This window comes from Bartonella sp. CL434QHHD (assembly GCF_042195145.1).
Lineage (GTDB): Bacteria > Pseudomonadota > Alphaproteobacteria > Rhizobiales > Rhizobiaceae > Bartonella.
Map to the genome: position 1 here is coordinate 1 of NZ_JBHINT010000002.1, position 11,636 is coordinate 11,636.

Genomic DNA, 11,636 nt, shown 5'->3' on the forward strand with positions numbered 1-11,636 from the left:
GCGTGTTCTCAACGGAAAAGTTGAAATCACGCATATTGAAAACATTGTCACCAGCTGCCGTCTTTGCTGCTTTGATCAACGCAACAAATGTTTCTCTTATCGTCTCGCGGGGATGCATGGGGACTCCTGTCCAATTAAGTGTATAAAATGATTGACTAGGATTAATAATGATACTATTATTGGTTATGAACAATAAAGTTGAAAAAATAATTAGCTTGATGAAAGCATCACCAAAGAACATTAAGTTTTCAGATTTGTTGGCTGTATGTGTCTATTTCTTTGGAGAACCACGGAACAATGGTTCAAGTCATTTTGTTTTTAAAACCCCGTGGCTTGGTGACCCACGTGTGAATATTCAAAAAGATTCTGGTAACAAAGCAAAAGCTTATCAAGTCAAACAAGTCTTACAAGCGATAGAAAGGATGAAACATGAACAATAATCATTATACATATCGTGTTTTGTGGTCGCAAGAAGATGAGGAATATGTCGGATTGTGTGCAGAATTCCCATCCCTTTCATGGTTAGATGCTCAAGCAGAGAAAGCTTTAAAAGGCATTATGGACCTTGTTTCAGAAGTTGTGGAGGACATGCAACATAATGGAGAAGAAGTTCCTGTGCCTTTGTCACATGGTAAATACAGTGGTAAGTTTCAATTAAGAATACCACCAGAACTCCATAGAAAACTTGCAATACAAGCCGCTGAAAATGGTGTGAGTTTAAACAGATACATTTCTTCTAAACTTTGAATCTTTTAAAATTCTATACACATCAAAAGAAATTTAATTTTTATGAAAACCTCTAAATTAAAACAAATGCCCGTTTTTAAGACGGATGAAGAAGCAGAAAACTTTATTGATACTGCAGATCTTACAGATTATGACTTAACTGGTTTTAAACCCGTTCATTTTGAGTTCTTACCTAAAGAAGCGTCTATGAATATTCGCTTGCCTCAAGCGCTTATGAAGGCTTTAAAGGAAAAAGCTAAAAATCAAGCTATCCCTTATACACGCTATGTTAGGCATCGGATTGAACAGGATTTACGAAAAAGTCATCGGAATTAACCCCCTCCCCATTTTAAGAACGGGAAGGGGAGTTCTATTTTTTAAATTAAGCAACCTTTTTAATGGGGCTCTCTAAATCTGATTCGTAAGCTCGCAATAAAGGTAACATAACTGTAGGAAACTCTGAATCGCCAAAATCTGTTAGAACTGTTAAGATTTTAAGTATATTTGGCACCTCATCTTGAAGTTTGAAAATCAAAGCTTTTTCTACCAAACTCATGATGTTAATCAGAGCTGTACACTCTTTTTCATTAATATTTTCATCATTAGAAAACTGATATAAAGCTATCCATAAATCGCATAAGAAGTCGATACTAGTGTTCATTGTACACCTCCATGGATTTGTTCTCTCAAACATGCCAATCCTTTTGGTGTGATTTTTGTTGAAGGGAGCACCTTTTCTGTACCATCCGGTCTTTGAATGGTGATAGCAGGACAGTCCATGAATCCTTTCTTGATCTTATCCTGATAAGGTAACAGCGGCGCCCCTGGAGCCCGTCGATATACCCAGTCATGTTTACGCAAATAATCGGTTAAGTCCTTTGGTCGTACTTCAAGCATTTTCGCTGCTTCGATAAGACCAAACAACCCATCAGAGCGCTTTAAACCTTCCAAAGCTTCTGCTTTTGGTGCTAATTCTGCAATAACATGATCTTTCTGCTCAATTTGACTTTGTAAATGGTTCAAGACACCAAGTAATGCCTCGGGTTTAGAGTAGTCAACTTGTGATGCAGCTATCTGTGGTGTTGCTGCTTGTTTCAAAAGTCGTTCACATTTGATAAAGTATTGACGTGCTTCATGCCCTTTATCATTACGCTCTATCATCGAAAGATGTTTAGCCATGTCTAACGTAATGTGGCATTCTTTTACCTTTCCACCGCGGTAAAAATTTACCGCAGTTATAAAGTTTATATTTTCCTGAAATTTACATTCTTTAACGCGATTTTTAATCCAATTTCTAAATTCAGACTTTATTTCCAAAAACGCATGCAAATCACGCGCCTTAACAGTTTCCTGATCAATAACCCGTTCTTTAATTTCTATAAGAGTGTTCATAGTGAACTCCTTGGTAATAGACGTTTTTGATTGACACCCTTTAAAAAGTGCCGGGTGCTCAAAAACACGGTACCAAGTCCGTCGTTACGCTTTTCCCGCAAGGGTATTGTATAGCGTAACCACACCCGACAATATCATTATATGCGTGTAACATACAATGAGTCAAAGCCTTTAATGTGCGGAAAATAAACTATCTCGGTAGCTCGCCCGCTTGGTATTTAAGGTGTTTTTGAGGCACCTGATTCGATTATTCATACTCCTACTATAATGTCAAGCCACTTTCGATAATTTTTAAATTTTTGCTATTGGCAATTTGTAATTATTGTAAAAAAAGAGTTGATTTATACCTTAAGATAAAATATATTCAACTTATTAAGATTAATTATCCGTCCTTTGGAGTTCTATTTGATGCTTACATCCTTTGGTAAAACCTTACGGAAACTCCGTATTGATCATGCAGAACGCCTTTTAGATATGGCTAAAAAATTAGATATATCTGTAGCATTTTTATCTTCTGTTGAGATTGGCAAAAAATCTGTACCTGTTGGTATGGAAGAAAAGATTATAGAATTATACGATTTAGATCAAGATATGGCTTCTCTCTTAAGACAAGAGGCTGATGCTTGCCGCAAAAGTTTTACAATAAAGTCTTCTAATTCATCCACAGGTGAACTTGTTGGTATGTTTGCTAGAGTTATAGATAACATTTCTCCAGAAGATGTAGAAAAAATGAAAAAATTAATGAAACAGATAAAAGAAAAAAAAGGTAAGTAGAAGGTGAAGAAAAGTATTGATTACGAAGTTCCTCCTTATAGTTGGGAGAAAATTGGTTTTTTTACTGATTTACTTCGAAAAGAACTGAAATTGTTAGATTACCAAGCTTTCCCAGTTATGGATTTTGCTGAATACATTTTGCCTACTATGAGACCAGGATATTGTTTACATATCGCAGATGAGGAAGAACTTGGAAATGTGGGTGGTTTAACAGATCCGCAAGGCAAATTCATTGTTTTAAGAGAGGATATTTATAAAGATGCGTACGATGATAATGGTCGCGCAAGATTTACAGTTGCTCATGAACTTGGTCATCTTTTTTTACATACAAATTTACCTTTTCAACGCGTAGTCAATTCTCATGAAATACCTGTCTATCGCAGTGCAGAAAAACAAGCTAACCAATTTGCTGCTGAGCTTTTAATGCCACGTTCAGGAATGTCAAGATTTAAGACTCCAAGAGAGGTAGCTAATTTCTATGGAGTTTCATTACAAGCAGCAGAGATTAGGATAAATTACATGATGAATTATTTTAAATCACAACAATAATGGGTTTGAGCTGCAACTCAAACCCATAAAGAGTTTACGTTAGGTTATGGTTCGCTAACGTAAAACCAGACAGGAAACAGCAAGATGCAACCTGTAACAACAAGCGGAATTGTATCATTGTAAATGTTTCCTGTCTAGGTCAATTCACCTTAAAAGGAACTTCCATGTATAATACAAATAAGTTTAAAGAAAGTAAAACCTACGTTTTTCGCACATGGCGTAGATGTCCTTATACAGGTCAAAAACTTTACGCAAAACACTATGGGCGAAAGGCTTGGCGTATTCCAATTGAGTGAGTGATAAAAAAAGCAGAAGGGGGATATTTTATTCCCCTTCTGCATCTCAGAAATGTAATCAAAACTGCTTGTTAGGTGGAGATTCGTTACGCAAGATAAGCTTATACATACCGGATTCTGAGGCTTGGACATCTGTGACAGTGAAGTGCTCTTGAGAAGAGGGCGCTTTGCTGTTTTCAGGGGNTAACAAATGTTTCTCTTATCGTTTCGCGTGGATGTTTCATTGTTTTATCTCTCGCAAGATAAGTTTATACATACCGGATTCTGAGGCTTGGACATCTGTGACAGTGAAGTGCTCTTGAGAAGAGGGCGCTTTGCTGTTTTCAGGGGAAATGATTACAACACTATCTTGAGGGTTTGGTGGTATTCCCCCGATGTCATTGATACAAAGATCAAGTTCCTTTCTTGGAATTGTGGTGGGGATTCTGCCACCGGCGTCCGATTCTGAATGCTTAATGCCGTAAATCGCTGTGATACGAAAAGATTGCTGGTTGTCTTTTCGCGTGTAGATGATGGGCTGCCCAAAAGTGTTGCGCACATCTTTAACCATTTGGTTTAGCAGCCCGTGCCATCGCATGTTATTTCGCTCCAATCACTGCTTTAAACAGCATTTCAGGGCGTGTACAGATGTAAAGCGGATAGCTATAGACCTCCGGTTTTACCCATGCATTACGGTCGTGGTCGACGATAAGCATGGTGTAGAGAGGTCTTCCAACCGTGTTGGCAAAATCCAAGCTTTCACCAGGAGCAAAGGTTTTTTGGAAGACACCAGGCGCATCAACAGGAAAGAATTGACATTCATCAGGCTTAATGCCTATGGCGCGCTTTGTTCCAGCCTTCGCACTCACATTATAGTTGTGGATACTCCGGTAATTAATGAAAGTCACACCCGCAAAGTCAAAACTACCAAAGCTCCCAGAGCCAATCGAACTTGGTGTTGCAACACCTCCGGCGCTATTGAGTGTTTGTGCTAAGGCTGTGTTGAGATAAGTTTCACGAATTGTTTTATGGTTTTTCAACTTGGAAAAGAATTCATTTCCACAAAGCCCAATAATGCGTGAACGATCAGAAAACGCTCCCTTTGAAGCCTCAATCATCCTCATAATGACTTGATCAACATTGTCAGCAACATTGGTTGTCTCTGTATTCAGTTTAAAGTCAATGGGCTTTGGTGGTGTGATTTCCCATTCTTTGTACCAATCGACAATTACGGAACCATCAGCATCAAGGACAACACCTTGAACAGCGCCAAGCTGCATATTTTCCCATGTCAATTCGATTTCAGAAATCAGTTTCTTTTGTTTTCTGGCAATATATTTCATTGCTGTCTCTAACTGATCTTCTGCGCCAAATTCACGACGGTTTTGGATTTCTTCTGATTTCACCGTATCACTTTTGGCAATCCGTGTTGTTTTGAAAAACCGAAGATTACGACCCTCTCTATCACCTTCTGTCAAAGGTGCGCCACGTTCACTGGTTTGAATAAGCGAAAATGTATTATCACGCCGTTCAATCCCAACCACTGTGGTACTGGTTTCAACTTCTTCAAAGAGATTAAGAGAACTTACAAGACCAGGTTGAAACTCATAGTTTTCGATGGCTTTCATCATTGTGATGCTTGAGAAAGCATCATGTTTAAAAAAATTCATATCCATGTGTGCATTCTCCTATCGCAATAGAATGTTGTTATGGTCTTCTAAAGACTGAATGGCTGCTTTCTTTTTCTCATCCGTGATGGCATCTGGCCATAGCAGTTCAGAAGCTTTTACAGTGCATAAGCGTGCTGTAATCACGGCACGTTGATCTGCTTCAGAGGCATCAACAGTAGCAAAAGAAATCCCTGCCGGTGTTTGACTGCCATCTGCTGCTGCTGGATTAAGGGGGACATAGTGTTCCGTTGCGGTTATCTTTCCCATGACAGTTCCAGCTTCAATGAATGCTCCTGATGCAAACACCACTTCTTCGTTTGACATATCGGGGTCGTAGGGTCCAAGATAAGCGCCATTGCGTACGTCGTCATAAATAATATTCGTCATTTCACTGCCCTCCAAGCTGCTTCCCATTTTGTATGAATCTTTGCCTTGCTCGTCCCATCACTATGAGGGGTATAAGGCGAGACTTTTAAAGACGCGCTTTGAGAGCTAGCAGCCGTCAACACACATTGGCGTGCTTTCTCGATACTCATACCTTTTTGAATAGCTTTTGCTGCGTCAAAAGAAACGCCTAAGTGCTTTGCTTGCCTTTCAAGGGTTGTTAGTGCTTTTGCGCGCTTTCTTTCTTTTTCAAGAGCAGCTTTTATGTTTTCCTGCTTGTCCTCATTGTCTTCATCTTCATCTTCGTTTTCTTCTTCATCGTCGAAGTCTTCGGCGTTTTTGTCGATGTCGCTATCGTCTTCGTCCTCTTCCTCGTCATTGATGATGTCGACAATCTTTTCGTCATCCTCTTCTTCAGCGCGGTATTGTGTGCGTGCCATGTGTTTTGTCCTTCTTTTGTTGTTGATGTTGGGTTTTGTGATATGGAATCCGTTAAGGCTTCCAAAGCTTGCGCAAGGGTGCCTTGCACATCTGCTAATCCAAGCGTGATCGCTTGGGTGCCTATAAAAGTTTCTGCTTTTGTGTCACGAATTGCAGCAGCATTTAAGCGTCTGTTTTGCGCCACCAAATCGACAAACATCTCGTAGAGCAGGGCGCAATCGGCTTGCATTTTTATCTGTGCTGTATCGCTCAAGGGTTCGTGAGGGTTGCCATGGGTTTTGTGATCACCTTCAAAGACAAAGGTCCATTTATGCCCGTGTTTTTCATCTGCACGGGACTGGTCAAGATGAGCACAAACAACTCCAATCGAGCCTACAACACCCGTGCGAGCAACCCATATTTGAGAAGCAGAACAAGCAATGGCATAAGCCGCTGAACAAGCAAACTCATTGGCATGTGCCCAAATGGGTTTATTGTATTGTTTTGAGAGTGTTTGAAACTCTTCAACCAAATCAAAGACACCACCGGCTTCTCCACCGCCGCTGTCAATATCAAGTAAAACAGCGCGAACATCAGGTTGTGCAATGGCTTCACGAAAAGAAGCCCTTAAACCTTCATAAGAGGTTAGCCCCGATAAAGCCCCAAGCCATGCACCACGGCGCACAAGCGTGCCATGAACCGGTATTATGGCAACATTGTTTTGTACTACATAAGTTTCAGGGGGTCTTAAAGCCGTTGTATCCCCTTGCGCAAAAGCCCCAGGGGCAAACTTTTCTCCCTCAAAAAGACGCGGTGCAAGAGCATTCAAAATGACATCAAGTTTTGTCGAGGCAAGCATATGTGGAACCCCAAAAAGCCGTGATGCCAAGAACGGCATATCAAGATTATTCACCATTTTTATGTGCCTCACTGCCTTGGTTACTTTCATAAGTCTCAGAAGGTTCTGAATCTGCTGTATCAATCGCTTGATTTTCACCAGAAGGCGCTGCCATATCCGTGTCAAAAGATAAGCCGCGCGCACGAGCGTCTGTGTGCTCTTCTTCAAGTTCGGCATGAATGCTGTCGATATCAAAGCCGCGCTCGGCAAGTGCCATGCGTCGTGTTTTCAAGCCTGCACGAATTTCTTCTTTTTCCGCTGAGATATCCTTGTTTGGATCAATCATTTCAAGCGGGGGAGCAAAGCTTTCACATTGAAGCCATGGCAAGGAATTTTCTTCCCACCCTGGCAAATTGACGCATCCAGCAAGCACTGCCATTTCAACAAAACGCTCCCAAACAATGCGGTTAAACTGAAAGGCAATAATATGTTCACGCCATTGTTTGACGTGCCGTCTAAACTGAATGATGGAGGTGCGTACATTTGAAAAATTCCCCCGCGTAACGTCTCCAGTCACAACGGCATAAGGCATATTAAGTGCTGCACAAATTTTCAAGATATTGCGAAATTGAAAAGCCTCATAAGAGCCACCAACCTCAACAGGATTTGAGAATGTAACTTCTTTATTCTCTCCTAAATAAAGAGATGCACCGGGCGCAATGACAGGTGCTTTGTATTCTTCTTCAACGTTGTTTTTATCACGATTATCGGATAATTTTTCGACGTTTGGTGAATTGTCCTTGACAAACGCTGCGAAAAGAGCCGCCGTCCTTTTTCTATCGAGTTCTGCGTCGTCATAGGATTCGAGTTGAAAGATCTTTGTCATACAGCGCGTTATTTTGGGAGAACCGCGCAATTGTCCTGCGATACGGCGCTCTTTGATGTGCAGGATCATTTCAGCGGGGACACGCACGCGCTCTTGGCTCTCAAATGCCATATTTGCAGGGACATCATCATAGGGGTGATGTTCCCAGAAATGATAAGCAACGCGCTTGCCACTGGCATTAAATTCAATTCCCATACGAATGTAATTGCCTTCAATCTCAGCCGGTCCATTGTAGGAAAGGTCCAACATTTCCGTGGGATAAACTTGTAATTGAAGCGGTACACCAGAGCGTCCGTAGAGATCAACATAATGCAATCTTACAAAGCACTCTCCGGTTAAAAAGACCTCTCGTGCAATGGTTGCTTGCAGCCCATAAAAGCTGGTATCTTCATCATAATCTGCTTCATCAACCCATTGCCACCATAAGTCTAAAAGCTTTTTCTTTTCTTCTTGAAAGCCTTCAATACGAGGATAAGGTTTAATCCCATCACTTACAGCCGCAGAGACCCATTCCTCCGTTGCAGAACCATAAAGAGCTTCATTGTCATAAAGCCATCTTGAACGGGCAACAATGGTATCACCGCATTCTTCAATCGCTTTATTGATATGTTTTTTTGCGGGGTCAAAACCACCCATACGGCGGCTTTTGCTTGCCGCTTCAAAATGGGGATTGTGTTGACGAGAAATTGTAAAAAAGCCCGTGAGTTTATTGAAAAAACCAGCCATTAATAGCCTCGTGATATATTAAAATAGAAAACGCGTGAACGCTTGCGTCCTTCAAGGTTGGCTATTTGTGTGTTCAGCATCTCAAGCGCTCTGCGCAGTTCCTCAACAGAACGGTTGCTGACTTGCTTATCGCCATGGCGCACCGATTGTGCTCCCGAATAAAGAGCTTCTTCAATTTGTTCACGCCGCTTTTTTAAACTTTCCAGTCTGTCAGTTTTGCTGTTTACTTGGTTCAAGTCTGTATCCATAAATTACCTCCAATCCCCTTGCATATAAGGATTCATCACCGTTCTGGATTGTTTTCTTTGAGGTTGTGCTGTCTGAGATCTTCTTGGAGCAGGAGAGGGCACATGTTCTGATGTTGGCTGCTCTAAAGAGCCTTCAATTTTAAGTTTTTCCAGACGCTCTTCTAAGATATCGACTTCTCGATTAAGGTTTATTCCTGCCGAAATCAGACCTTGTAAAGCAGCATAAGCATAGACCCTACAGTCCAAGGCTTCGTTTCTTGCCTTTTCACTTTTTTGCCATTCAATACGCTTGAAGCCTTTAAAATATTTGATGACTTTTCTTTCAGCGGTCAGTTGGTCAAAATATTCCCGATCAAGGTTTTTGTGAAAGTGTGTTGCACCAGCACCCGATGCTTCAGGACCGGATTTTTTAAACCGTGCCGTGATAATATCTTTTGCTGCATCAACCCCAACAATATAGAGATTAATCTGTCCTTTGTTGTTTCTACTTGGACGGCGTGGCCATACCGCACGCCATCCCGCTTGCCCCTTAATTCCCCAGATACGTCGTCCCTCACGGGGGCGCACGTAATTATAAACCGCTTGTGTGTGTCCACCACCGGTATCAATACAAGCAGCCGTTATCTTGATGCCGTCTTTGTAACCTAGATGCGGCCAGCGTCTTGTAAGGTATTCATCCAGCTGTTCCCATACTTCAAAAGAAGAGGGATCACCAGGAATGACGTGATAATCAATATGCCAACTTTCTTCACTACGCCCCCATCCCACCACTTCAAGCTCTAACCGGTCATTTTGCACATCAATACCCGCTGTCAACAACACGGCTTGTTCTGGTGCAAGGGGATAATCTTCGCGTTTTGCATAGAGGCTATCAGGATCAACAACTTCGCCTGTTCTGTCCTCCCATGGCTCTCCAAGCACTGTATTGACAAAAGGCTGTAGAAGAGCTGGATCATCCTTGGCATTTAAAAACTCTCTTGCGCATTCCCCCCAAGTAAGCCAAGGGGAATAGAGTGCCGAAATATGATAAGAACGCAAATTGGGTCTGCTTGATTCACTGGTTGGTACCCAACATGCTCCTCGTTCTTCACACATGAGATCTGTTTTTCTGTGCTCGGCATGTTCATGACCACAATGGGCACAAACAAACACAGCTTTTTCGGGGGCGCCTTTTGGCCACTTAATTTGTGACCAAACAATGGGCTGTAGAACACCACATGCATCACAAGGCACGTTGTAATATCGCTGGTCTCCTAGCACAAAATCCTTGGCAATACGGCTTGTGTCACGGTGGGTGGGTGTGGACAATTTAAAGATCTTTCGTTGTACAAAGGTTGAGGTCCGCTTTTCGGCAATCATCACCGGATCACCTTCGTTATCCACACTGAGAGGATAGGCATCCACCTCATCTAAAATCAGATAACGAATAGGCATGGAACGCAAACCAGCAGCACTGTTTGCCCCTGTAAGCATCAGTGCACCACCATCAAACTCTTTCGAAAACATTGTATTACCACTGTCGCGTGCCCGCGCTGGGGCAATGCGTTCGCTTAAAGCAGGGCTTGCCATAATCATAGGATCAAGCCGCGTCTTTGAAAGCTTTTTGGCTGTCTCAACCGTTGGCATCACATAAAGAGCAGGTCNGGTATTCCCGCTGTCACGTGCTCGTGCTGGGGCAATGCGTTCGCTTAAAACTGGACTTGCCATAATCATAGGATCAAGCCGCGTCTTTGAAAGCTTTTTGGCTGTCTCAACCGTTGGCATCACATAAAGAGCAGGTCCTGGACTATAATGAATAGCATAACCGCAGAAATTTAATCCTGCCTCTGACATGCCAACTTGCGCCCCTTTCATGACAATAGTTGTTNCCTGGACTATAATGAATAGCATAACCGCAGAAATTTAATCCTGCCTCTGACATGCCAACTTGCGCCCCTTTCATGACAATAGTTGTTTCAATTGGTTTGTGAGAGGAAAGATTATCCATGATTTCGCGCAAATAGGGGGTCCGCTTTGTTCTCCACAATCCAGGTTCAGCACTTGCTACCGTGCTAAGGTATCTATTCTTATCCGCCCATTGCGAAACCGTATACGGTGGGTCCGGTTGTCTTGCATTATTGGCATTAGCGAAAAATTCTTCGACTGCATTGTCATCCATTATTCGTTTCTTGCAAGTTCTCTAACTCTGGAGAATGAGGATCATGAAAAGGCACTGGAATATTAACCGCCTCAAGCAAAGCGGTTCTCATAGTGTAATCAATAGCACCAATAAGGCTGGCTGCATCACATCCAACTTGTGCAGCAATGCTTGCACCAAAACGATGAGGAAAATTCAACATAGCATCACGGTGCGCTCTTCCAAACTCACGCGCTGCTCTCTTGACTTCTTCACGGTCAACGGTTGTTTCGCGTAAGCGTTCAAGGGCAATCTTTTCGCTTTCAAGCGCAACTTGCATTCGCTCCAGTTTTATCTTGTATTCATTGGCTCCATCTGTAGAGGCTTGTTTGATCTTTGTCCGCGCTTGACCATCAGGCGCTAAAAATGGAGCAGGGCGCTTTGTTGGATTCTCATTCCAGATGCTTGTGGCAAGGGCTTCATTGACAGAACCATCTTCAAAAAGAGCCGCATCAAATTTACCTGTCTTTATCCGAGAAACCACCGCATTATGTGAAACCCCCATCTTCTTCGCAAACGCACGAACCGATAGACCCTTACGATTCTTCTTATCCATAGTTGCTCCTTGCCTT

At 42.2% G+C, this 11,636-nt stretch carries 16 protein-coding genes and 2 pseudogenes; 6 read left to right on the forward strand and 12 right to left on the reverse strand.

The genetic code is table 11. The features are described from left to right. Positions 1-241, reverse strand: a pseudogene (locus ACFILN_RS00010) (hypothetical protein); the annotation flags it as partial. On the opposite strand from ACFILN_RS00010, the gene ACFILN_RS00015 reads away from it, so the two are divergent. The 3 genes from ACFILN_RS00015 to ACFILN_RS00025 are packed head-to-tail and all read left to right on the forward strand — an operon-like array spanning position 168 to position 1,062. Then, positions 168-440: a toxin HicA gene (locus tag ACFILN_RS00015; RefSeq protein WP_375613891.1), complete on the forward strand. Its 273-nt coding sequence runs from the start codon at positions 168-170 to the stop codon at positions 438-440. The pseudogene ACFILN_RS00010 and the gene ACFILN_RS00015 sit on opposite strands and share 74 nt — an antisense overlap. Next, the gene (locus tag ACFILN_RS00020) at positions 430-747 is read left to right on the forward strand and encodes a type II toxin-antitoxin system HicB family antitoxin (RefSeq protein WP_004856761.1); all 318 of its coding nucleotides are present in this window, start codon (positions 430-432) and stop codon (positions 745-747) included. Before ACFILN_RS00015 ends, ACFILN_RS00020 begins: the two co-directional genes overlap by 11 nt. 42 nt (positions 748-789) lie before the next feature. Next, entirely contained in the window at positions 790-1,062 is a 273-nt protein-coding gene (locus ACFILN_RS00025) for a CopG family antitoxin (protein ID WP_375661039.1), read from the forward strand. Positions 1,063-1,108: 46 nt separating this feature from the next. On the opposite strand, the gene ACFILN_RS00030 is transcribed toward ACFILN_RS00025, so the two are convergent. Both ACFILN_RS00030 and ACFILN_RS00035 read right to left on the reverse strand, forming a co-directional pair. Continuing rightward, on the reverse strand, positions 1,109-1,387 hold the full coding sequence (locus ACFILN_RS00030; protein ID WP_375631756.1) for a hypothetical protein: 279 nt from the start codon (positions 1,385-1,387) through the stop codon (positions 1,109-1,111). After that, entirely contained in the window at positions 1,384-2,118 is a 735-nt protein-coding gene (locus tag ACFILN_RS00035; protein WP_375670593.1) for a phage antirepressor KilAC domain-containing protein, read from the reverse strand. The genes ACFILN_RS00030 and ACFILN_RS00035 overlap by 4 nt, the downstream gene beginning before the upstream one ends. A 408-nt stretch (positions 2,119-2,526) precedes the next feature. Here ACFILN_RS00035 and ACFILN_RS00040 point away from each other — a divergent pair, with 408 nt between their 5' ends. From ACFILN_RS00040 to ACFILN_RS00050, 3 genes are all read left to right on the forward strand, one after another. Continuing rightward, entirely contained in the window at positions 2,527-2,892 is a 366-nt protein-coding gene (locus ACFILN_RS00040; RefSeq protein ID WP_375627498.1) for a helix-turn-helix domain-containing protein, read from the forward strand. Positions 2,893-2,895: 3 nt separating this feature from the next. Further along, the gene (locus ACFILN_RS00045) at positions 2,896-3,441 is read left to right on the forward strand and encodes an ImmA/IrrE family metallo-endopeptidase (protein ID WP_375637814.1); all 546 of its coding nucleotides are present in this window, start codon (positions 2,896-2,898) and stop codon (positions 3,439-3,441) included. Between the two features lie 164 nt (positions 3,442-3,605). Beyond that, positions 3,606-3,737, forward strand: a complete 132-nt coding sequence (locus ACFILN_RS00050) for a hypothetical protein (protein ID WP_375661037.1) — start codon at positions 3,606-3,608, stop codon at positions 3,735-3,737. A 220-nt stretch (positions 3,738-3,957) separates the two neighbouring features. On the opposite strand, the gene ACFILN_RS00055 is transcribed toward ACFILN_RS00050, so the two are convergent. The 9 genes and pseudogenes from ACFILN_RS00055 to ACFILN_RS00095 all read right to left on the reverse strand — a co-directional run bounded on the left by ACFILN_RS00055 (position 3,958) and on the right by ACFILN_RS00095 (position 11,620). After that, positions 3,958-4,314, reverse strand: a complete 357-nt coding sequence (locus ACFILN_RS00055) for a hypothetical protein (RefSeq protein WP_375658237.1) — start codon at positions 4,312-4,314, stop codon at positions 3,958-3,960. A gap of 1 nt (position 4,315) precedes the next feature. Further along, positions 4,316-5,392: a major capsid protein gene (locus ACFILN_RS00060; protein ID WP_375670595.1), complete on the reverse strand. Its 1,077-nt coding sequence runs from the start codon at positions 5,390-5,392 to the stop codon at positions 4,316-4,318. Positions 5,393-5,404: 12 nt separating this feature from the next. Further along, complete coding sequence (locus ACFILN_RS00065; protein ID WP_375670596.1) at positions 5,405-5,773, reverse strand: head decoration protein; 369 nt, start codon at positions 5,771-5,773, stop codon at positions 5,405-5,407. After that, complete coding sequence (locus tag ACFILN_RS00070; RefSeq protein ID WP_273790320.1) at positions 5,770-5,922, reverse strand: hypothetical protein; 153 nt, start codon at positions 5,920-5,922, stop codon at positions 5,770-5,772. Before ACFILN_RS00070 ends, ACFILN_RS00065 begins: the two co-directional genes overlap by 4 nt. A 110-nt stretch (positions 5,923-6,032) precedes the next feature. Beyond that, entirely contained in the window at positions 6,033-7,106 is a 1,074-nt protein-coding gene (locus ACFILN_RS00075; protein ID WP_375670597.1) for a S49 family peptidase, read from the reverse strand. Further along, entirely contained in the window at positions 7,096-8,640 is a 1,545-nt protein-coding gene (locus tag ACFILN_RS00080; RefSeq protein WP_273790322.1) for a phage portal protein, read from the reverse strand. Before ACFILN_RS00080 ends, ACFILN_RS00075 begins: the two co-directional genes overlap by 11 nt. Then, a complete protein-coding gene (locus tag ACFILN_RS00085) occupies positions 8,640-8,888 on the reverse strand; it encodes a phage head-tail joining protein (protein WP_273724442.1) in 249 nt (82 codons plus the stop codon). The genes ACFILN_RS00080 and ACFILN_RS00085 overlap by 1 nt, the downstream gene beginning before the upstream one ends. A 3-nt stretch (positions 8,889-8,891) precedes the next feature. Continuing rightward, positions 8,892-11,046 (reverse strand): annotated as a pseudogene (locus ACFILN_RS00090) (phage terminase large subunit family protein). Then, entirely contained in the window at positions 11,039-11,620 is a 582-nt protein-coding gene (locus ACFILN_RS00095) for a hypothetical protein (protein WP_375670598.1), read from the reverse strand. Before ACFILN_RS00095 ends, ACFILN_RS00090 begins: the two are co-directional and overlap by 8 nt. Between the last annotated feature and the right edge of the window lie 16 nt (positions 11,621-11,636).